This is a genomic window from Acidovorax sp. SRB_24 (genome assembly GCF_012931925.1).
On record NZ_MWOM01000066.1, the window covers coordinates 1 to 20,438 of the forward strand.

Annotated in this window: 21 protein-coding genes and 1 pseudogene; 15 read left to right on the forward strand and 7 right to left on the reverse strand. The window is 65.7% G+C overall.

Features of this window, described 5'->3' with window-relative positions; genetic code table 11:
- Window positions 1–704 (forward strand): annotated as a pseudogene (locus B2J89_RS17430) (SDR family oxidoreductase); the annotation flags it as partial.
- 201 nt (window positions 705–905) lie between these two features.
- A complete protein-coding gene (locus B2J89_RS17435; protein ID WP_169170262.1) occupies window positions 906–1,856 on the forward strand; it encodes an AEC family transporter in 951 nt (316 codons plus the stop codon).
- On the opposite strand, the gene B2J89_RS17440 is transcribed toward B2J89_RS17435, so the two are convergent.
- On the reverse strand, window positions 1,813–2,889 hold the full coding sequence (locus tag B2J89_RS17440; protein WP_169170263.1) for a tyrosine-type recombinase/integrase: 1,077 nt from the start codon (window positions 2,887–2,889) through the stop codon (window positions 1,813–1,815). The two genes, B2J89_RS17435 and B2J89_RS17440, sit on opposite strands and share 44 nt — an antisense overlap.
- A gap of 87 nt (window positions 2,890–2,976) precedes the next feature.
- Complete coding sequence (gene pdxH, locus B2J89_RS17445) at window positions 2,977–3,624, reverse strand: pyridoxamine 5'-phosphate oxidase (RefSeq protein WP_169170264.1); 648 nt, start codon at window positions 3,622–3,624, stop codon at window positions 2,977–2,979.
- 87 nt (window positions 3,625–3,711) lie between these two features.
- On the opposite strand from pdxH, the gene B2J89_RS17450 reads away from it, so the two are divergent.
- Entirely contained in the window at window positions 3,712–4,335 is a 624-nt protein-coding gene (locus tag B2J89_RS17450; RefSeq protein WP_169170265.1) for an NTP transferase domain-containing protein, read from the forward strand.
- A 51-nt stretch (window positions 4,336–4,386) separates the two neighbouring features.
- Here B2J89_RS17450 and B2J89_RS17455 read toward each other — a convergent pair whose 3' ends face one another.
- The gene (locus tag B2J89_RS17455; protein ID WP_169170266.1) at window positions 4,387–4,971 is read right to left on the reverse strand and encodes a gamma-glutamylcyclotransferase; all 585 of its coding nucleotides are present in this window, start codon (window positions 4,969–4,971) and stop codon (window positions 4,387–4,389) included.
- A gap of 67 nt (window positions 4,972–5,038) precedes the next feature.
- Between B2J89_RS17455 and B2J89_RS17460 the strand changes: the two genes are divergently transcribed.
- The gene (locus B2J89_RS17460) at window positions 5,039–5,560 is read left to right on the forward strand and encodes an OmpA family protein (protein ID WP_169170267.1); all 522 of its coding nucleotides are present in this window, start codon (window positions 5,039–5,041) and stop codon (window positions 5,558–5,560) included.
- A gap of 95 nt (window positions 5,561–5,655) precedes the next feature.
- On the opposite strand, the gene B2J89_RS17465 is transcribed toward B2J89_RS17460, so the two are convergent.
- Window positions 5,656–6,684, reverse strand: a complete 1,029-nt coding sequence (locus tag B2J89_RS17465; protein WP_169170268.1) for a LacI family DNA-binding transcriptional regulator — start codon at window positions 6,682–6,684, stop codon at window positions 5,656–5,658.
- 183 nt (window positions 6,685–6,867) lie between these two features.
- Here B2J89_RS17465 and B2J89_RS17470 point away from each other — a divergent pair, with 183 nt between their 5' ends.
- From B2J89_RS17470 to B2J89_RS17500, 7 genes are all read left to right on the forward strand, one after another.
- Complete coding sequence (locus tag B2J89_RS17470) at window positions 6,868–7,425, forward strand: gluconokinase (protein ID WP_206041326.1); 558 nt, start codon at window positions 6,868–6,870, stop codon at window positions 7,423–7,425.
- Window positions 7,422–7,940, forward strand: a complete 519-nt coding sequence (locus B2J89_RS17475) for a TRAP transporter small permease (protein ID WP_205763875.1) — start codon at window positions 7,422–7,424, stop codon at window positions 7,938–7,940. Before B2J89_RS17470 ends, B2J89_RS17475 begins: the two co-directional genes overlap by 4 nt.
- Before the next feature lie 9 nt (window positions 7,941–7,949).
- On the forward strand, window positions 7,950–9,230 hold the full coding sequence (locus B2J89_RS17480; RefSeq protein ID WP_169170269.1) for a TRAP transporter large permease: 1,281 nt from the start codon (window positions 7,950–7,952) through the stop codon (window positions 9,228–9,230).
- Between the two features lie 47 nt (window positions 9,231–9,277).
- The gene (locus B2J89_RS17485) at window positions 9,278–10,288 is read left to right on the forward strand and encodes a TRAP transporter substrate-binding protein (RefSeq protein ID WP_169170270.1); all 1,011 of its coding nucleotides are present in this window, start codon (window positions 9,278–9,280) and stop codon (window positions 10,286–10,288) included.
- Between the two features lie 87 nt (window positions 10,289–10,375).
- Window positions 10,376–12,226 (forward strand): phosphogluconate dehydratase, encoded by a 1,851-nt coding sequence (edd, locus tag B2J89_RS17490; RefSeq protein ID WP_169170271.1) that lies wholly within the window; start codon window positions 10,376–10,378, stop codon window positions 12,224–12,226.
- Window positions 12,217–12,861, forward strand: coding sequence for a bifunctional 4-hydroxy-2-oxoglutarate aldolase/2-dehydro-3-deoxy-phosphogluconate aldolase (eda, locus tag B2J89_RS17495; protein WP_169170272.1), 645 nt, complete (start codon window positions 12,217–12,219; stop codon window positions 12,859–12,861). Before edd ends, eda begins: the two co-directional genes overlap by 10 nt.
- A 330-nt stretch (window positions 12,862–13,191) precedes the next feature.
- Entirely contained in the window at window positions 13,192–14,244 is a 1,053-nt protein-coding gene (locus B2J89_RS17500; protein ID WP_169170273.1) for a hypothetical protein, read from the forward strand.
- 376 nt (window positions 14,245–14,620) lie between these two features.
- Here the strand turns inward: B2J89_RS17500 and gloA are convergent, their stop codons facing one another.
- Window positions 14,621–15,076 carry a lactoylglutathione lyase gene (gloA, locus tag B2J89_RS17505; protein WP_169170274.1) on the reverse strand — a complete coding sequence of 152 codons (456 nt, stop codon included), beginning with the start codon at window positions 15,074–15,076 and terminating at the stop codon, window positions 14,621–14,623.
- Window positions 15,073–15,624 carry a PaaI family thioesterase gene (locus tag B2J89_RS17510; protein WP_169169001.1) on the reverse strand — a complete coding sequence of 184 codons (552 nt, stop codon included), beginning with the start codon at window positions 15,622–15,624 and terminating at the stop codon, window positions 15,073–15,075. Before B2J89_RS17510 ends, gloA begins: the two co-directional genes overlap by 4 nt.
- A gap of 72 nt (window positions 15,625–15,696) precedes the next feature.
- On the opposite strand from B2J89_RS17510, the gene B2J89_RS17515 reads away from it, so the two are divergent.
- The 4 genes from B2J89_RS17515 to B2J89_RS17530 are packed head-to-tail and all read left to right on the forward strand — an operon-like array spanning window position 15,697 to window position 19,390.
- Window positions 15,697–16,191: a MarR family winged helix-turn-helix transcriptional regulator gene (locus B2J89_RS17515; protein WP_169169000.1), complete on the forward strand. Its 495-nt coding sequence runs from the start codon at window positions 15,697–15,699 to the stop codon at window positions 16,189–16,191.
- Window positions 16,178–17,428, forward strand: coding sequence for an MFS transporter (locus B2J89_RS17520; RefSeq protein ID WP_169168999.1), 1,251 nt, complete (start codon window positions 16,178–16,180; stop codon window positions 17,426–17,428). Before B2J89_RS17515 ends, B2J89_RS17520 begins: the two co-directional genes overlap by 14 nt.
- 52 nt (window positions 17,429–17,480) lie before the next feature.
- Complete coding sequence (locus tag B2J89_RS17525) at window positions 17,481–17,987, forward strand: MaoC family dehydratase (RefSeq protein WP_169168998.1); 507 nt, start codon at window positions 17,481–17,483, stop codon at window positions 17,985–17,987.
- A complete protein-coding gene (locus tag B2J89_RS17530; RefSeq protein ID WP_169168997.1) occupies window positions 17,984–19,390 on the forward strand; it encodes an MATE family efflux transporter in 1,407 nt (468 codons plus the stop codon). Before B2J89_RS17525 ends, B2J89_RS17530 begins: the two co-directional genes overlap by 4 nt.
- 79 nt (window positions 19,391–19,469) lie before the next feature.
- Here the strand turns inward: B2J89_RS17530 and B2J89_RS17535 are convergent, their stop codons facing one another.
- Window positions 19,470–20,267: an SDR family NAD(P)-dependent oxidoreductase gene (locus tag B2J89_RS17535; protein ID WP_169168996.1), complete on the reverse strand. Its 798-nt coding sequence runs from the start codon at window positions 20,265–20,267 to the stop codon at window positions 19,470–19,472.
- Between the last annotated feature and the right edge of the window lie 171 nt (window positions 20,268–20,438).

Consider the following 20,438-nt stretch of genomic DNA (forward strand, 5'->3'; position numbering starts at 1 on the left):
AATCCTCAGCGACGCCGGGTTCGAGGTGAGCACGACAACGGGTCGACGTCTCGTCGCGCACGTCGGTCCACGCGCTGGTCGAGGCGGCCACGGCCCTCGGCACCGTCACCGGCCTCATCCATGCCGCGGGTGTCTCGCCTTCGCAGGCGTCGCCGGCCACGATCCTCCAGGTCGATCTGTACGGTACCGCGCTCGTGCTTGAGGCATTCGGCCACGCCATCGCGCGGGGCGGAGCAGGCGTCGTGATCGCCTCGCAGTCGGGGCACCGCCTGCCGGCTCTGACGCCCGAGCAAGACAAGGCGCTGGCGACCACGCCTGCCGATGAGCTGCTCGCGCTTTCCATGCTCCAGCCGGAGCAGGTGCGAGACCCGCTGCACGCCTACCAGCTCTCCAAGCGCGGAAACTCGCTGCGCGTGATGGCCGAGGCGGTGCGCTGGGGCAAGCGCGGCGCATGGGTCAACACGATCAGCCCCGGCATCATCTTCACGCCTCTGGCCAAGGACGAGTTGGCTGGGCCGCGCGGCGAGGGCTACCGGCGCATGATCGCGTTGTCCGCCGCCGGGCGCGGCGGAACCCCCGATGAAGTGGGGACCGTGGGCGCTCTGCCCATGGGCCCGGACGGCGGCTTCATCACGGGCAACGATTTCCTCATGGACGGCGGCGTCACGGCAGCCTACTGGTACGGCGACCTCGCGCCGAAGTGACAAAAGCGCGCACCACGGGGCTGGCACGGAGTTGCCGCCCGCGATCGGCTCCATGGCCCCGGCGGGCGGTGCCCGGCGCGGCGCGGGCACCGGGGCGTTTCTGAAAACAATGGTCAAATAGCGCTCTAACGCTTGATGGGCAAGCGTTGGAAGCTATTAAAACCATACCAACCCTGTCCCGGCCGCTGGCCGGCTGCCGCTGTGGACTCTCCTGTTGTTTCGGCCCTGGTGCCCGTGATCCTGTTCATTGGCCTGGGTTTCCTGTCGGCCCGCTGGGGCTGGATCCGGGCTGCAGCGGTCAAGGACTTGTCGAACCTGGTTTTCATGGTGCTCACGCCGGCGCTGCTGTTTCGCACCATGAGCACCGTGCAGGTGCAGGCACTGAACTTCGAGCCCGTCGCGGTGTATTTTCTGGCGGCCGGCCTGCTGTTCACGGCCGCGATGCTGTGCCATGGATTCAGCACGCTGGCGGCGGCGCGCGGACTGGCCTATACGTTCAGCAACACCATCATGATCGGCGTGCCGCTGGTTGGGCTGGCGTTTGGCGAGGCGGGGTTGGTGACCCTGTTCACGCTGATTTCCATGCATGCGCTGATCCTGCTGACCGCCGCCACGGTGGTGTTCGAACTGGCCGCCGCCCGCGAGAGTGCCCGCGCTGGCGGCCATGCGCAGCACTCGATGCTGCGCACCGTGGCGCAGGCGGTGCGCAACGGCATCGTGCACCCGGTGCCGCTCCCCATACTGGCCGGCCTGCTGTTTGCGCAAACCGGCCTGGCGGTGCCCGCCGTGGTCGACAAGCCGCTGCAGTTGCTGGGCCAGGCCCTGGGGCCGCTGGCGCTGCTGCTGGTGGGGGTCACGCTGGCCTTCAGCACCGTGGGCGCGTACTTCAAGGCCGCGCTGCGCATTGCACTGCTCAAGAACGTGCTGCACCCGGTGGTGCTGGCGGCCTGCGGCTGGGCACTGGGCCTGTCGCGCCTGCCGATGGCGGTGATGGTGGTGGCCGCAGCGCTGCCGGTTGGGGCGAACGTGTTCCTGTTCACCCAGCGCTATGGCGTGGCGGAGGACGAGGTCACGGCCAGCATCGCCGTGTCGACGGCGCTGGCCTTGGTTACGGTGCCGGTCGTGTTGTGGCTGGTGGCGCGCTGGCTGTAGCGACCACCGGCGCCAGCTTGTGCTGCAGGTGGCCCAGGGCGCGGCTGCTTTCCACGCCGATGCGGTGCACGACCTCGCTTTCTGGCACGCCCGCCTGCAGCCAGGTGACGAGGGCGGTGTTGCGCAGCACCTGCGGGCCGACGCGCTGCAGGGGCCATTGCTGGACGTCCGAGGGCAGGGCGGCGTGCGCTTCCTGGATCACCTTGGATGCCACATGGAACAGCGCGCGGATGGAGAGCGGTCCGCCCTTGCGCGAATGGAACAGCCAGCCCGAAAGCGAGGCGTCGTGGGCCAGCCGGTATTGGCGCCACGCCGACAGCGCTGCGGCCACCCGGTGCGACAGCGCCAACGTGCGCTGCTGCGCCTTGCGCGCACCTTCGATGCGCAGGAAGGCCGGGGGTACGGCCGATGCCGGCGCGAGCGGCCGGTGCTCTGCATCGAGCAGGCTGTCGTCCAACAGCGCGCGCACTTCCTCGGGGGCCAGCGCCAGTTCGTAGAGCAACAGCAGGATGGCGAGGTCGCGGGCACCCTGCAGGCTGTCCGCCGTGGGAAAGTGCGCCGGCAACCGCACCCACAGGGCAGGGGGCAGGCAATGGCCCAGTTGGTCCACGGCGCGCGGGCGCTCGGCCAGGCGCAGCAGGGCCACCGGATTGGTTGGCAGCCACCTTTGCTGCACGGCGAAGTCGTATATGCGGTCGAGCACACGCCAGTAGCGCCGGCGCGTGACTTCGCTGAGCGTGCGATCGGGCTGGTGGTGCGCTTTCTGGCCGGCGCGCACGCGCAGAAAGCGGGCGACATCCTCGACCCGCGCCTCGTGCCATTGGCGCAGTGCAGGCTGGGCAGCGCCGTGGGTGCTCTTGCGGCGGCCTGATGCGGGCTGCAGGCTTTCGAGCCAGGCATGCCAAATGGTTTCGTACACGCCCTGTGGCTCGGTGCTGAGGGCCTGGAACGGCTTTCCGCCTTCGCTTTCGAGCCAGCGGGCAAAAACCTGCGTGCCGTTGGGAAGTGGGTGCGTTGGAAGGTGTGCTTGCATGGATTGAATGTAACTTACATGGTTTAAATATCCACCACTCCGCACAAGCTCTTACCAAATTCACCCATTTGTTGATCAAGTCGGGTGTCAAGGAGCGAGCCGCTCGCGCACCCATTCCTGCCCGTTCTGCCGGTAGCGCAGGCGGTCGTGCAGGCGGCTTTTTCGCCCTTGCCAGAACTCCCAGCTGTCGGGTGTGAGGCGGTAGCCGCCCCAATGCGGAGGGCGCGGAGGATTCAGCAAGAACTGTGCTGCAAACTTGGTCGCATTGGCCACCAGCACGCTGCGCCCCGTGATCACCTGGCTTTGAGGACTGGCCCAGGCGCCAATGCGCGAATCGAGCGGGCGGCTGTGAAAGTACGCGTCGCTCTCGGCATCGCTGACCTTTTCCACCACGCCTTCGATGCGCACCACGCGTTCCAGCTCCACCCAATGGAACTGCAGCGCTGCATAGGGGTTGCCGGCCAGCTGCTGGCCCTTGCGGCTGCCGTAGTTGGTGTACCAGACGATGCCTTGCGCGTCGTAGCCTTTGATGAGCACCACGCGCGTGCTGGGGCGCAGGTCGCTGCCCACCGTGGCCACGGTCATGGCGTTTGGTTCGGGCACTTCGGCGGCCAGGGCTTCCTTGAGCCATTGGTCGAACTGCAGCACGGGATCGGCGTGCGATGCGCCCTCGTGCAGTTCGGCACGTTCATAGCTCTTGCGCAGATCGGCAATGGAGGAGGTCGGTCGGCTCATGCCCGCATTGTGCCCGGGCACAACCCCTTCGCCAGTGCTCGGGCAGCGCTACAGTTCAGCCATTCCCGCGCCCGTCTCAGCCCTGCCATGCCACAGACCGCTCTACCATCCATTGCCACGTCTTCCATTTCCACAGAGGCAGCGCTGCCCCACGTGCTGGTGCTGGCGTCGGGAAAAGGGGCCCGCTTTCGCGCCTCGGGCGGCGGCACGCCCAAGCTGCAGGCCTTGCTGGAGGGAAAACCGGTGCTGCAGCACACGCTCGATGCCGTGCGTGCCAGCGGATTGCCCTGGCGCTTGGAAGACGCAGGCCACCCGGGCATGGGCGACTCCATCGCCGCAGCGGTGCGCGCCACGGCATCGGCTGCGGGTTGGCTGGTTTTGCCGGGCGATCTGCCGCTCATCCAACCCGGGTCGTTGCGCGCCGTCGCCGCTGCGTTGCTGGGCTGTGCGGTCGCCGTGCCCGTGGTGGCGGGCCAGCGCGGCCACCCGGTCGGGTTTGCCGCGCAGTGCCTGCCAGACCTGCTGGCCCTCCACGGTGACACAGGCGCGGCCGCCGTGGTGCGCAAGTTCGCTGCCCAGGGGACCTTGCGTGAGGTGCTGTTGGAGGATGGGGGCGCGGTGACCGACATCGACACGCTCGATGACCTCGAACGCGCAGCGCAGCTGCTGCGCCGTGACGCGCGGGCCGCCCCGGTCATATTGCTGCCTTAACCCTCTGCTTAATGCGCAGCCTTGGAGCTTGGATGTCTGCCAGGGGCACCTTCAGTGCGAAAAGGCCAGCAAGCGCGCCAGCGCCCGGTCATGGATGCCCAACCGGCGCAAGCCTTCGTAGGTGGCATGCGCATACTCGTGTGTGGTGCCGTACCGGCCACGGGCTTCCCGAAAGATGCGGCGGTATTCGTTCTCGGGCAGGTTGCCGGTGTGGCTGGGGCTGTTGCGCGAGAGCGTGAACGCCAGGGCACGCACCTCGCCCGCGGGGGTCTGGCAGGGCAGCCAGCGCGGGTCGTACGCGGCCAGGGGCATTTCGCGCTGCCACAGCTGGGCCATGATCTGCGGCGCTTGCGCCCGCTCGACGCGAAACACCATGCCAAGGCAACTGCCGCCCGAGAGCATGCCAAACACGAGACCAGGGCAGTCGGGGGTGCCGCGGTTGATGCGGCTCCACATCTTGAGCGCCCGGTGCCAGCCATGTACACGGGCCTCGCGGCGCTCGGCATAGTCGAAATCGGTCCGCCAGATCAGCGAGGCGTAGCCGAAAATCCACAGATCGCTGCGTCCCCCCCAGGTCTTCAGTGCCTGCTCAAGCAAAGGCGCGGGATCGGGCAAAGGTGCGGTGCGCACGGTCATCGGCAATCTCCTGGACTCTACAATCGGCGGGTTTGTCAGATTCCCCATTGTTTACGGAGTTTCAAAGATGTCATTCAGCAGTTCCGACGACGACAGCCAACAGCGTTTTGCTCTGGGGTTCCTGTTCGCCTTGATTGCGCTGGTCGTGTCCACCGTGGTGGGTGTGACGGTGTACCAGCGTGCCATCGTGCGTGCCCCCGCATCGGACATGGTGGTGGTGGCCGATGCGCCTGCCATCGTGGTCGTGAACGAAGGCGAAGCCAGCGTGCGCGTGGAAGGCGGCGTGGTCAAGTTCTATTTCGCCTCCGGAAAGGCCGATCTGGCAGCCGGCGCGAACGAGGCGCTGGCCGCCGTGGTCAAGGGCGTTGCCCAAGGGCAGAAAGCGGTGGTGTCCGGGTTCCATGACGCCACGGGCGACGCAGCGTTGAATGCCGAGCTTTCCAAGCGCCGGGCCCTGGCCGTGCGCTCCGCCCTCGTGGCGCTGGGCGTTGCCGAGGACAAGATCGAACTGCGCAAACCGGAAGAGACCCAGGCCGACAGCGGCAATGCAGAGGCTCGGCGCGTGGAAGTGGTGCTGTCCGCGCCTTGACGTGCGACAGGCATTTGGTGCGATTTCCAAGCCCGGCGATGCCGGGCTTTTTTCATGCAGGCACAGGCAACAACTGCGGGGCGCGTCGGCACCGGTCAGGTGCTGCCGCGCACCACGAGCTCATAGCCCAGCGTCACGCAGCTAGATTGAACGGGCTCCCCTTCCATCAAACCCAGCAGCATGGCGGCGCCCGCACGGCCGACTTCGCCGCGTGGGGTGCGCACCGTGGTCAGTGGAGGCACCATCTGGTCGCTGCCCGCCAGGTCGTTGAATCCGGCGACTGCAATGCGTTGCGGCACGGCCACCTGCAAGCGGTTGGCGGCCAGGAGGCCGCCTTGGGCAATGTCGTCATTGCAGAAAAAGATGGCATCGATATCGGGCATGCGCCGCAGCATGTCCTCAAAAAGCCGTGCGCCCAGCGAGATGGACGAACGCTCCGGGCTCAGCAACTCCAGCGCCGGGTCGTACAGGCCTGCCTCGCGCAGGCAACGCCGGTAGCCATCGCCACGCTGCAGGGTGCGCGGATCCAGTTGCGCGGCACAAAAGGCGATGCGCCGACGCCCGCGGTCCAGCAGGTGGCGCGTGATGGCGGCGCCCGCATCCACCTGTGAAAATCCCACGCAGTGCACCCCCTCGGCACGGCTGGTTTCCATCAAATGGACACAGGGCACGCCGCTGTGCGCGATCAGTTGGCGCGCGGTCTCGCTGCGATCGAATCCCGTTACCAGCAGGCCGGCCGGCCGGTGGGGCAGGTAGGTGTTGAGCAGCAGCTCTTCTTCGGCGGCGTCATAGTGGGTGACCCCGATCAGGGGCCGATAACCGGCCGGAAAAAGCGTGCGGTGGACCGCCTCTAGCAAATCCACGAACAAGGTGTTGGATAGCAGAGGCACCAGAACCAGCACCTGGCTGCTGCGCTGCGAAGCAAGCGCGCGCGCGGCCGGGTCTGGCACATAGCCCAGGGCGTCCGCAGCCGCGCGCACGCGCTGGACCAGCACCGGGTCCACGCTGCGTTCACCGCGCAGCGCGCGCGACACGGTGATGGGGCTCACGCCTGCGTCACGGGCGACATCAGCCAGGGTAGTACGCCCGCTGGAGCGGCGAGGACGGCGAAGGGGTTCTGTCAAGGGTTTTCCTGAGTGACTGGGGCGCAATGGCGGACTAGGATAGCGCTATCCCGGCATCCGGTACAGCCCTTCGCGATGTATTCGGCCCCCCCGTGGGCCTGCTTCAGATGGGCTGGATCGATCCCATAAAAACCTTGCGGACCCTGTGCGGCATCTTGCATGACCGCATTTTTATTTTTTTGTATGGATAGCGCTATCTCACCCTTTCGTTTTCCGGCCCTGGTGGTCATGGGCGTTTCGGGCTGCGGCAAGTCCAGCGTGGGCGCATCGTGCGCCCGTGCGCTGGGCTGGAGACTGCACGAGGGCGATATCTACCATTCGCCCGAGAGCATCGCCAAGATGCGGGCAGGCACGCCGCTCACCGATACAGACCGCAGCGGCTGGCTCGACTGCCTGGCCAACCTGTTGGCCCGGACGCCGCCGGCAGGGCCTGGCGTGGTGCTCACGTGCTCTGCGCTGCGCCGCCGGTACCGCGACCGCCTGCGCCAGGCACTGCCTGGCCTGGGTTTCGTTTTCCTGCAGCTGGACTATGCGCAGGCACTGGCGCGGGTGCAGGCCCGGCCAGGGCATTTCTTTTCGCCCACCCTGGTGGCGGACCAGTTCGCGACCCTGGAATCGCCCGCGGACGAACCGTGCGTGCTGGCACTGGATGCGTTGCGGCCGGTGCCCGAACTGTCGGCGCAGGTGGTGGCATGGGCGCGTGGCACAGCGGCCAGCACCATGGCGGGAGGGGGCGCATGAGCACCGTGGAAATGCCCGCTACGCCAGTGGAGCCCACCAAAACGCTGCCGCAGCGTGTGGCCGAACTGGCCATGGTTGTTGCCCTCGGCGGCATGGTGATCGCCGTGTTCGTCAACGTGGTGCTGCGCTACGCGTTCGCCACCAGCATCGTGTCGTACGAAGAGATCTCGCGCCTGCTGTTCGTGTGGCTGGTGGCCATTGGCACCATCGTGGCCGCCTTTGAGGGCAAGCATTTGGGGTTCGATATGCTGACCTCGCGCCTGAAGGGGCCGGCGCGCAAGGCACTGTTCTGGGTCAGCCAACTGCTCGCGGGTGCGTGCATGGTGCTGTTGCTGATCGGCTCGTGGGAGCAGGTGCTGGCGGGTTGGAACAGCTACAGCACCGTGCTGGGCTACCCGCTGGCCCTGGGCGCTGCGGCCACCCTGGTGCTGTCGGTGGGCCTGCTGGTGGTGGGCGTGCTCGATCTGGTGCGCGGGCGCGCCAAAGCGCACGGCGACGAGCTGCACCTTGAGTAAGAACGCACCATGGTCGTGACCTTCATTTTCCTGGCCGTGCTGATTGGCGGCATGGTGATCGGCATGCCGATCGCCCAGTCGCTGGTGTTGACCGGCGTGGCGCTGATGTGGCACCTGGACTTCTTCGACTCCCAGCTGTTGGCGCAAAACCTGCAGGCGGGTTTCGACAACTTCCCGCTGCTGGCCGTGCCGTTCTTCATCCTGGCTGGCGAACTGATGAACGCCGGCGGCCTGTCGCGCCGCATCATCGACCTGGCTCGCGCGTTTGTCGGCCACATCCGCGGCGGCCTGGGATACGTAGCGATCGGCGCGGCGGTGCTGCTGGCGTCCATGAGCGGCTCGGCCATTGCCGACACTGCCGCCCTGGCCACCATTTTGCTGCCCATGATGCGCCAGCAGAACTACCCGCCGAGCTACAGCGCGGGCCTGCTGGCCTCGGGCGGCATCATCGCGCCCATCATTCCGCCATCGATGCCGTTCGTGATTTACGGCGTGACCACCAACACCTCGATCAGCAAGCTGTTCCTGGCCGGTGTGTTCCCGGGCTTGATGATGGGCTTCTTCCTGGTGTTCGCCTGGTGGTGGATCGCCCGCAGCCACCAGTTGGAGGCGATGGAGCGCGTGGCGTGGCCGCAGCGCCTGCGCGCCTTGCTGCACAGCTTCTGGGCCCTGATGATGCCGGTCATCATTCTGGGCGGCCTGCGCGGCGGCATCTTCACGCCCACCGAGGCCGCCGTGGTGGCGGCGGTCTACGCATTCCTGGTATCGATGTTCGTCTACCGCGAGCTGACCTGGAAGGGCGTCTACGGCGTCTTCCTGGCCGCCAGCAAGACGACGGCCGTGGTGATGTTCCTGTGCGGCGCCGCCACCGTGACGGCCTACATGATCACGCTGGCCGACCTGCCCAACATGCTCGCCGACAGTTTTTCGGGCGTCATGCACAACCCGGTCACTTTCATGGCGCTGATGATGCTGTTCCTGCTGGTGGTCGGCACCGCCATGGACCTCACGCCGACCATCCTGATCTTCGGCCCGGTGTGCGCGCCGCTGGCGGTCAAGGCGGGCATCGACCCGGTGTACTTCGGCTTCATGTTCATCTACGTGGGCTGCATTGGCCTCATCACGCCGCCCGTGGGCACGGTGCAGAACGTGGTCGCCGGGGTCGGGCGCATGCGCATGGAGACCGTCATCAAGGGCACCTCGCCGTTCCTCATCGCCTACGTGATGCTGGCGGTGCTGTTCGTGGTTTTCCCCGCCCTGGTGACGGCGCCGCTGCGCTGGATGCACTGATTTTTCCCGTTTTTTTTCCCTCACCCTTCCTCACTCAGGAGACAAGCATGCGCATCAAATTCGTTCTCGCCGGCCTCGTGGCCGCATTGGCCGCCGCCAGCGCCGTGCAGGCCCAGGACTTCAAACCGCGCATCGTGCGCTTTGGCTACGGGCTGGTGGAGCAGTCCAACCAGGGCCGCGCCGTGCGCCTGTTCGCCGAAGAGGTCGAAAAGGCCAGCGGCGGCAAGATGAAGGTGCGCGCCATCGGCAATGCCTCGCTGGGCTCGGACACGCAGATGCAGCAAGCCCTGATTGGCGGTGCGCAGGAGATGATGGTCGGCTCCACCGCCACGCTGGTCGGCATCGCGCCCGAAATGGCGGTCTGGGACACGCCGTTCCTGTTCAACAACACCAAGGAGGCCGACGCCGTGCTCGACGGCCCCGTGGGCGAGAAGATCAAGGCCACGCTGGAGCCCAAGGGCATGGTCGGCCTGGTCTACTGGGAAAATGGTTTCCGCAACCTGACCAACAACAAGCGCCCGGTCACCAAGCTGGAAGACATGAACGACATCAAGCTGCGCGTGATGCAGAACAACGTCTTCCTCGACAGCTTCAAGGCCCTGGGCGCCAACGCCGTGCCGCTGCCGTTCTCGGAGCTGTTCACCGCGCTCGAAACGCGCGCGGTAGACGGCCAGGAGAACCCGTTCAACACCGTGGTGTCGAGCAAGTTCTACGAGGTGCAGAAGTACCTCACGGTGACCAACCACGTCTACAGCCCCTGGATCGTCACAGTGAGCAAGAAGTGGTGGGATACGCTGAGCGCGGCCGAAAAGAAGGTGCTGCAGGACGCCGCCGTGAAGAGCCGCGACTTCGAGCGCAAGGACACGCGCGAGGAAGCCGTCAAGGCGCTGGCCGACCTCAAGGCCAAGGGCATGCAGATCAACGAGCTCCCCGCAGCCGAAGTCAACCGCATGCGCGAAAAGCTCGCCACCGTGAACACCGGCATCGCCAAGGGCGTGGGCCAGGGCACCTGGGACGCGGTGCAGGGTGCGCTCGTGCAGGTGCGCGCCAGCAAGTAAGCCACGCCCATCCCCCGCGCCCCATCGCCGGCCGCTCGCCCGGCTACGATGGGGCGTTGTTTTTGCTCCTTTGAAAGTCGGTACCGCATGACCCTCCATGGCACCGTCGCTGCCGTCACGCAGCGCATCCGCGAGCGCAGCGCCCCCGCGCGCGGCGCCTACCTTGAACGGCTCGATGCCCTCGCGCAGCGCCCGCCGGGCGCGCAGCGCCTGGGCTGCGCCAACGTCGCCCACGCCTTTGCCGGCCTGCCGGGCAACGACAAACTGCGCATCGTCGCCGAGCGTGCGCCCAATATCGGCATCGTCACGGCCTACAACGACGTGCTGTCGGCCCATGCGCCGCTGCAGCACTACCCCGACCTGATCAAGGACGAGGCACGCAAACACGGTGCCACCGCGCAGGTGGCGGGCGGCGTGCCCGCCATGTGCGACGGCGTCACGCAGGGCACGCCGGGCATGGAGCTCTCCCTGTTCAGCCGCGACGTGATCGCCATGGCCACGGCCGTGGCGCTGAGCCACGACGTGTTCGACGCGGCGCTGCTGCTGGGCGTGTGCGACAAGATCGTGCCGGGTCTGCTGATCGGCGCGCTGCATTTTGGTCACCTGCCGATGGTGTTCGTGCCCGCCGGGCCGATGACCACAGGGCTGTCGAACAACGCCAAGGCCCAGGTGCGCGAGCAGGCGGCCCAAGGCTTGGTCGGCCGCCCCGAACTGCTCGCAGCCGAGTCTGCCGCCTACCACAGCGAGGGCACCTGCACCTTCTACGGCACGGCCAACAGCAACCAGATGCTGCTCGAAGCGATGGGCCTGCATGTTCCCGGCACGGCCTTTTTCAACCCCGGCCAGGCGCTGCGCGCCGAGCTGACGCGCGAGGCCGCGCGCACGGCGCTGTCCATCACGCGCGCGCAGCAGTTCACGCCGATCGGCCGTCTGGTGGACGAGCGCGCCATCGTCAATGCCATGGTGGCCTTGCTGGCCACGGGTGGTTCGACCAACCACCTGATCCACTGGGTCGCGGTGGCGCGTTCGGCCGGCATCACCATCGACTGGAACGATTTCGCCGAGCTGTCCGCTGTGGTGCCTTTGCTGGCCCGTGTGTACCCCAATGGCAGTGCCGACGTGAACCAGTTCCAGGCCGCAGGCGGGCCCGGCTACGTGATCCGCGAACTGCTCGACGCCGGTTTCATGCACGCCGATGTGCTCACGGTGCGCCCCGGCGGCCTGCGCGAATACACGCGCGTGCCGCATGCCGTGCCCGGCGCCGAGCGCAGCGTGGGCTGGGCGGACAGCGGCGCCAGCGGCGACGACAGCATCCTGCGGCCGGCGTCGGCGCCGTTCAGCCCGACTGGCGGGCTCAAGCTGCTGCAGGGCAACCTGGGGCGCGCGGTGCTCAAGGTGTCGGCCGTGCCCGGCGACCGCCACACAATCGAAGCGCCCGCGCGCGTGTTCGAAAGCCAGGAGGGGTTGTTGGCGGCTTTCCAGTCCGGTGAGCTCGAGCGCCTGTGCACCGGCCACCCGGCCAACGGCCTGGTCTGCGTGGTGCGCTGGCAGGGCCCGCAGGCCAATGGCATGCCCGAGCTGCACAAGCTCACGCCGCCGCTGGCGGTGCTGCAGGGCAAGGGCTTGCGCGTGGCCTTGGTGACCGACGGCCGCATGAGCGGTGCCTCGGGCAAGGTGCCCGCCGCGATCCACGTTTCGCCCGAGGCGGCGGCCGGCGGTCCGCTCGCCAAAGTGCGCGACGGCGATCTGCTGCGCGTCGACGGCCACGCCGGCACGCTGGCCGCCCTGGTCGATGCGACCACCTGGGCCGCACGCAGTGCCGATGCGATGCCCGCTGCGCTGCAGCAATCGAACAACCTGGGCATGGGCCGCGAGCTGTTCGCGGGCTTTCGCCGCAACGCACTGGCCGCCGAGGAGGGCGCATGCACATGGCTGTGAAATCCCCGTTGGGCGCGCTCGACGTGGTGCGCGACGCGCCTGTCATCCCTGTCATCGTGCTTCATAACGCGAAGCACGCCGTGCCGATGGCGCGCGCACTGCTGGCCGGTGGCATCCGCATGCTCGAAGTGACGCTGCGCACGCCGGCCGCGCTGGCCTGTATCGAGGCGATTGCCCGCGATGTGCCTGAGGCCATGGTTGGTGCCGGCACCGTGCGCAGCGCCGACGACGCGCGCGCGGCCGCTGTGGCCGGTGCGCGTTTTCTGGTCAGCCCGGGCCTGACGGGCGCCGTGGCGCAGGCCAGCCGCGATGTGCAGCTGCCCCTGCTGCCCGGCGTGGCCACGGCCAGCGAGATCATGCAGGCCCAGGAGGAGGACATACAGGCGCTGAAGTTCTTCCCGGCGCTGCAGGCCGGCGGCCTGGCCATGCTCAAGGCCTGGCAAGGTCCGTTTGGCGATGTGCGCTTTTGTCCCACGGGCGGCATCCAGGCGGGCAACGCAGCCGAATTTCTGGCGCTCAAGAACGTCGCCTGCGTCGGCGGCTCGTGGCTGGTGCCGCAGGATGCGCTGGAGCAGGGCGATTGGGCCCGCATCACCGCCCAAGCAAGGGCGGCGGTTGAATTGCGATCAATGTGAGTAAAAATTGGCGATAGCGCTTGTGGGATAAGCGCTAGCAGATATCAATTCAAGAGTAAAAGCGGCATGTGAAAACGGCGGCAAGATTGCGCAATTGAGCGCAAACCGCCACCGCCCGCACCTTCAATGCGTTGGATCAATTCCATCTTGTAACGGACTACTCGAAAGTGCCGGAACGGGATGGCTGCTTGCTTCTATTAGCTTTGTTCTAGAAATAGAATTTCTTCCTATGCCTTTTGTACCAGGTATTTAGGTTCTTTTGCACTATGTCAGCGCCGTCACTCTAAGTTTAAGCTGGACATCCATAACAGAAACTTAGGGAGTGATCTAATGAAAATACAAGTAATGGGTATTGCGCTTCGGGCAGTAGCTTTGATTTCGCCAATTGCGCTTGTCGCTTGCGGTGGTGGTGATGGGCCTTCAGCATGCAATAACCCTAACCCTGCAGTTTGTGCGGCGGTTGGGGGCGCGCCTTCTGGTTCAACCGGAAATAATAATAACACTAATACTAACACGAACGCCGGGACACTTTTTACCACCGCCCCGACCGATATTACCCTCAATGCCGGTACAAGCGTAACGTACGGTGTGGGTGGCGGAAATCCCCCTTACACGGCAACAAGCGGAAATGCAAATGTTGGCACGGCAAGCATGTCGGGCACCACGCTTTCGCTCAACAGTATTGCTGCAGGCAAATCTCCAGTTGTAGTGGTTGATTCACGCGGAAAAATAATCAATATCAACCTGACAGTTGCGGCACAAGGTCAGGCAGGCAAAGCCTTATCGGTCGCGCCCGTAGCAATAACAGTTGGCAACTGCACCACGAATATTCCATTTATTTTTAGTGGCGGCGTCGAACCATACACAATATTTTCGAGCGACAATTTCAATGTTCCTGTAAGTTCACCATTGCTTTTGGACTCTTCTTTGCGTTCTTTCTACTTCACTGCAAGTACAAAATATGGGGCTAGGCCGGGGGATTCAATTCCATTTGAACCAGTCAAAGCGACGTTAACCGTACTGGATGGGCTATCGCGCACTGCAACTGTAACTATAGACATTCCAACGTTCAATGAATGTCCGAAAAATCCAATACTCAAGGTCTTTCCTGAATCAGCCAATTTTCGCGCGAGCGAGAGACGCTCGTTCCAAATCACGGGTGGTCCAAGCCCAGTCGATCCAGACGGGCGAGCTGTGCCTTTGCTACTACCTATAGTGACAATTGATCCAGCCTTTGCCACAGTTGTTGAGAGAAGTGCGACCTCGTTCACGGTGCAAGCCGCAGAACCAGGCGCTCTTCCACGTAGCACCTTGATGACGGTTGCGACCCCTGCTGATGGGCAAAGAACCAGTGTTGTTATTACAGTGTTGCCCCAGCCTTAAGGGCAACATTAGAGCGCCAAACCGAAATCAACTGGCCCCTCCTTATAGGAGGGCTGTTACCGGTTACGGTGAAGATTATTGACGAGAGTAGTTGTCATGAATGATCTATTCCGCCTAAAGCAACACAGCCAGTATCTTTGTGCTATTACCTCAGCCTCACAAGAGTTGGCGCGCCAATCAAAATTAGAACGGCGATATGCTCATCAGAGTCATCCACCGGAAAATTCCAGTGGGGGTCCTCGTGTGCATCTGGCCACGAAATTTTCCAATGTTGTTCAAGATGCGGCTAATCCGGATAGTTCCCGGCGATTTCATACCAAAAAGGCGGCAGTGAACCGGGGCGCCCAAGCATCTTCACCCCGACACTGACCGCCCGTTAAACAGAGCGCAACGGGTCAAATTTCTCGCCTGTGGCGTCCGATTGGCGGCCGTCCTCATAAATTGTTGATTTCGCTTGTATTAATTCAATCTTGTAGCCGTCGGGGTCGGTCACAAAGGCGATCACCGTGCTGCCGCCCTTGACCGGCCCGGCCTCGCGCGTGACGTTGCCGCCGGCGGCCTTGATCTTCTCGCAGGCCGTGTACGCGTCGGGCACGCCCAGGGCGATGTGGCCGTAGGCGTTGCCGTGGTCGTAGCTCTCGGTGCCCCAGTTATAGGTCAGTTCGATCTCGGCCTGGCCGGGGTTGCCACCGTCAAAGCCCAAAAACGCGAGCGAGTACTTGTACTCGGGGTTCTCCGACTGGCGCAGCAGCTGCATGCCCAGCACCTGGGTATAGAAATCGATCGAGCGTTGCAGGTTGCCGACGCGCAGCATGGTGTGAAGGAATTTCATGGCCTCGATTGTGCCGGCAGATCGAAGACCAGGCATGTGGTGGTGGCGTGGGCGTACAGCATGCCGTCGGGGCCGACCAGGCGCGCCTCGGCCGTGGCCAGCTGGCGCCCGCAGTGGGCCACGCGGCCCTCGGCGCGCACGCGCTGCACCTGGGGCGTGAGCGCCTTGACCAGGTTCACACCGAGTTCGGCCGTGGTGTAGCCGCGGCCCGCTGGCATGCAGGTGTGCACGGCGCAACCCAGGGCGGAGTCGAGCAGGGTGGCAAACCAGCTGCCATGCACCGTTCCCATGGGGTTGAGGTGCGCGGCGCCGGGCGTGCCCTGGAAGATGGCGCGGCCGTGTTCCACCTCCACGATCAGAAAGTCCAGTGTCTGGGCAATGGCGGCATAGGGCAGTTCGCCGCGCAGCATCGCCTGCATTTGCTCCAGGCCGCTCATGTGGGCAATCTGCTCGCGCCGGGCAACGCCTGGACCCGGGCCCAGGTCCAGGCGCGCGAGGATTTCGCGCTCCTGCGCGAGCCAATCTTTGAGGTGGTTGTGCTGGGTCATGGGGTTCCTGTGCTGGGGTTGGGGGTTGCATTTAATATTGCATATGCAAGTATTGCAGATACAATCAAATCCATGCAAGCCGATGCTCCCATACCCGCCACCGATCGTTCCGCCTCCCCGCCGATGCCGCAGGGCTGCACCAACTTCAAGCTGCGCCAGCTGATGCGCCGGGTGGCGCAACACTACGACGCCGAGATGGCGCAGTGCGGGCTTAAGACCACGCAGTACTCGCTGCTGTCGCACGTGCTCAAGCTCGGGCCCATCCGGCCCAGCGACCTGGCGGCAGCGATGAAGATGGACGCTTCCACGCTCACGCGCAACCTGCGTCCCCTGGTGGAGGCGGGTTGGGTGGTGCTGGAGGCCGGCGCCGATGCGCGCAGCCGCCTCGTGCACATCACCGATGCGGGCAGCGACAAGCGCGCCGAGGCCCAGCGCTGCTGGAAGGTGGCACAACGGGCGCTGAACGACACCCTGGGTGTGGAACGCGTGGCGGCGCTGCATGCGCTGGCCGATGAGTCCCTGGCGCTGCTGGCGCCCACAGCGGAGCAGGAACATGGCGAAGACTGAGCGTGTGGGCGGGGCCGCGAGGTCCTGGGCCGTCTGGCTTGTGCTGCTGGCGGCGGCCGGCGCGTTTGCGCTCACCATGGGCGTGCGGCAGACCATGGGCTTGTTCCTGTCGGCGTTGAACACCTCGACCGGGCTGGGCGTGGGCAGCATCAGCCTGGCCTTTGCGCTGGGCCAGCTTTGGTGGGGGTTGACGCAGCCTTTTGCCGGCGCGGTGGCCGACCGCATCGGCACTGGGCGCGTGATCCTCCTGGGCGTGGTGCTGGTGGCAGTGGGCACGTTCATCACACCGCTGATGACCACGACGGCGGGCCTCGTCCTTGCCATTGGCATCCTGGCCGCCGGGGGCGCGGGCATGGCAGGGCCGTCGGTGCTCATGGCGGCCAGCGCGCGGCTAGTGCCACCGCACAAGCGCGGCCTGGCCACCGGCATCGTCAATGCGGGCGGCTCCTTCGGCCAGTTTGCAATGGCGCCCATCGCCATCGGCCTGACGGCAGCCGTGGGCTGGGCCAGCGCAATGCAGTGGCTGGGCGTGCTCGTGCTTCTGGCGCTGCCGGCGGTTTTCATACTGCGCGGCAATGCAAATGCGCTGGCGGCTCAGGCTGCAGCCGCCTCGGGGCAGAAGGCGCTGAGCGCCCGACAGGCCATTGCCCATGCGCTGGCCACGCCCAGCTACCGCTATCTGGCGGCGGGTTTTCTGGTGTGCGGCTTCCATGTGGCGTTTCTGGCCACGCACCTGCCGGGGGTGATTGCCGCCTGCGGGCTGGCACCCGAATTCGGCGGGTGGTCGCTGGCGCTGATCGGGCTGTTCAATATCGTCGGCAGCCTGGCCATGGGCTGGGCGGTGGGGCGCTGGCGCATGAAATCCCTGCTGTCGCTGCTGTACGCCACGCGCGCCATCGCCGTGCTGGCGTTTCTGCTCGCGCCCAAGACCGGGCCGGTGGTGCTGGTGTTTGCCGCCGTGATGGGCGTGACCTTCCTGTCCACCGTGCCGCCAACGGTGGGCCTGGTCGCCAAGATGTTTGGCACGGCCAACATGGCCATGCTGTTTGGCATCGTGATGCTGGCCCACCAGGTGGGAGGATTTTTTGGCGCTTACCTGGGCGGCAGCGTGTTCCAAGCCACGGGCAGCTACGACTGGGTCTGGTACATCGACATCGTGCTGGCCTTGGGCGCGGCGTTGGTCAACCTGCCGATCCGCGAAGCCCGCCTGGCGCGCCCCGCGCCTGCCGGGGCCTGAGCAAGGCGCTGCACCCATTTCGTCCTCCGTCCTTGTTGAAAGCGCTATTGCCATGACAGACCCGCTTGCTTCGCCCGCGCCCGCAGCATCCCGCCCACAGCAAAAGCCCGTCTACCTCGACGACCTCACCGTGGGCGACCAGTTCAAAAGTGGCGAACATGCCATGGACGCAGAACAGATCAAGGCCTTTGCCGCGCAGTTCGACCCGCAACCGTTCCACCTGGACGATGCGGCCGCGCGGGCCACGCTGTTTGGCGGCCTGGCCGCCAGCGGCTGGCACACGGCGGCCGTGACCATGCGCCTGCAGGTGACCAGCGGCCTGCCAATTGCGGGCGGCATCATCGGCGCGGGCGGCGAACTGAGCTGGCCCCAGGCCACACGCCCTACCGACGTACTGCATGTGGTGAGCGAGGTGGTGCAGATCCAGCCCTCCCGTTCCAAGCCGGACCGCGGCATGGTCACCGTGCGCAGCGAGACCCGTAACCAGCACGGCGAGGTGTTGCAGATATCCACCGTGCGCATCGTGGTCCCGCGCAAACCCCAGGGCACTGCCGCATGAGCACCGCACTCAACCCGCGCACCCGCATGCTGCTGGAGGCGCCGATTGCACCCACGCTGCTGCGGCTGGCCGCGCCCAATGTGCTCGTCATGCTGGCGCAGGCCGGGGTGGGTCTGATCGAGACCTACTTCGTCGGCAAGCTCGGCACCGATGCGCTGGCGGGCATGGCCCTGGTCTTTCCGGTCGTGATGCTGATGCAGATGACCTCGGCCGGCGCCATGGGCGGCGGCATTGCGTCCGCCATTGCGCGTGCCCTGGGCGCACGGCGGCGCGACGATGCCGATGCGCTGGTGCTGCACGCGCTGGCCATTGCGGCGGTGTTCGCGCTCGTTTTCACGGTGGCCGTGGTGGGGGGAGGGCGCTGGCTCTACACCCGCATGGGCGGCACGGGCGGGGCGCTCGATGCCGCGCTGGTCTATTCCAACTGGGTGTTTGCGGGCGCCTTTCTGGTCTGGCTGTTCAACACGCTCTCCGCCGTGATCCGGGGCACGGGCAATATGGCGGTGCCGGCCTATGTCACGGTGCTGGGTGCGTTCGTGCTGGTGCCGCTGTCGCCCCTGCTGATCTTTGGCTGGGGCCCGTTGCCTGGCCTGGGCATTGCGGGCGGCGCGATCGCGCTGATGGCGTATTACTTCCTTGGCAGCCTGGTGCTGGCGGGCTACCTGTGGTCTCCGCGCAGCCTGCTGCGGCCGTCGTTTGCGCAGATCCGCTTTCGCTGGGCTTTGTTCAAGGACATTCTGCGGGTCGGGCTGGTGGGCATGGTGTCCACGGTGGCCACCAATGTGACCATTGGCGTCACGACGGCCTTGGTGGGCGGCTTTGGCACGGCGGCCATTGCGGGCTATGGCACCGCATCGCGCCTTGAATACCTGCTGGTTCCGCTGGTGTTCGGCCTGGGCGCACCGCTGGTCGCGATGGTCGGCACCTGCATTGGCGCCGCCCAGCGCGAGCGCGCCCTGCGCGCCACCTGGATCGGCGCAGCCATGGCGTTCGCGATGGCGCAAGCCATCGGCCTGGGGGCCGCGGCTTTCCCGAATGCCTGGTTGTCGCTGTTCAACAGCGATCCGGCCATGCTCGAAGCCGGTGGCCAATACCTGCGCACGGTCGGGCCGACGTACGGCTTCTTCGGCCTGGGCCTGGTGCTGTACTTTGCCTCGCAAGGGGCAGGGCGCCTGCTCTGGCCCGTGCTGGGCAACACCGTGCGCCTGGCCGTGGCCGTGACCGGCGGGTGGCTGGCCCTGGGTTGGGGAGGGGGCTTGGCCGGAGTGTTTGCCGCGCAGGCTGTGGCGCTGGTGCTCTACGGGTTGGTCAATGCCTGGGCCATTGCGGGCGGCGCCTGGTTCGGCCCCGTGGGATGGCCGCGCAGCATGGCAGGCTTGCTCAAGCGTGCGCCGCAGCCATGATGGATTTTAAGAGCCAAAAGACGCTCTAGCGCCTATCCACCAAGCGCCAGAAGCTATCAATTCAATAGCTTGCGTTGGCTCAAACGGGTACGGTGTAGTTCAACGCCATGCGCCCGCCATCCACCGTGACGATCTCGCCGGTCACGTAGCTGGCGGCATCGCTGGCCAGCCAGGCCACCACATCGGCAATCTCGGCCGGTTCGCCTAGCCGTTTCATCGGCGTGCGGCTGAGGATCTTGTTTTTGGCGTCGTCGCTGGTCAGCACGGCCTTGGCAGCGAGTTCGGTGGCAATGGTGCCAGGCGCCACCGCATTCACGCGGATGTTCTTGTCGGCCAACGCCAATGCCATGGCGCGGGTGAGCTGGTTGACGCCGCCTTTGCTCACGTTGTAGCTGGCGATAGTAGGGATGGCCAGCACGCCATTGACGGAACTCATGTTGACGATGGCGCCCCCACCGGCCGCCGCCATGGCCCGCGCCACAGCCTGGCCCACAAGGAAGGCTCCCTTGAGATTGACGCGCAGCACGGCGTCAAAGTCCGCCTCGGTGACATCGAGAAAATCGGCCGCGCGGAAGATTCCTGCATTGTTCACCAGCACATCGATGCGCCCATAGGCTGCAAGGGTTTGGACCACCAGCGCATCCACTTGCGCCTTGTCGCCCACATCGCAGCGGACATACAGCGCACCCAGCTCCTGCGCGAGCGCCAGGCCGCGCACGCCGTCCACGTCGGCAATCACTAGCTTCGCGTCTTCAAGCGCAAACCGGCGCACGCAGGCCTCGCCAATGCCTTGCGCACCGCCTGTGATGATGCAAACGCGGCCCCCATGGCCAAAGTGGACGCTGGACGCTTGTGACAGTGCTGAAGGGGTAGTCATGCGCGCATGGTATCGCCAGTGTGGGCAATTTCTTCATTGCAGTGATGTTCGGAAGCTGCGCGCAGCCGGCAGTTCCAGACCCAGGTTGGCTAAAGCACTGCGCCAGCTGGACGCTCGCTCCGGGTCATGACGGCGCAGCCGCAGGCGTTGCTTCACTAGATACGATGTATA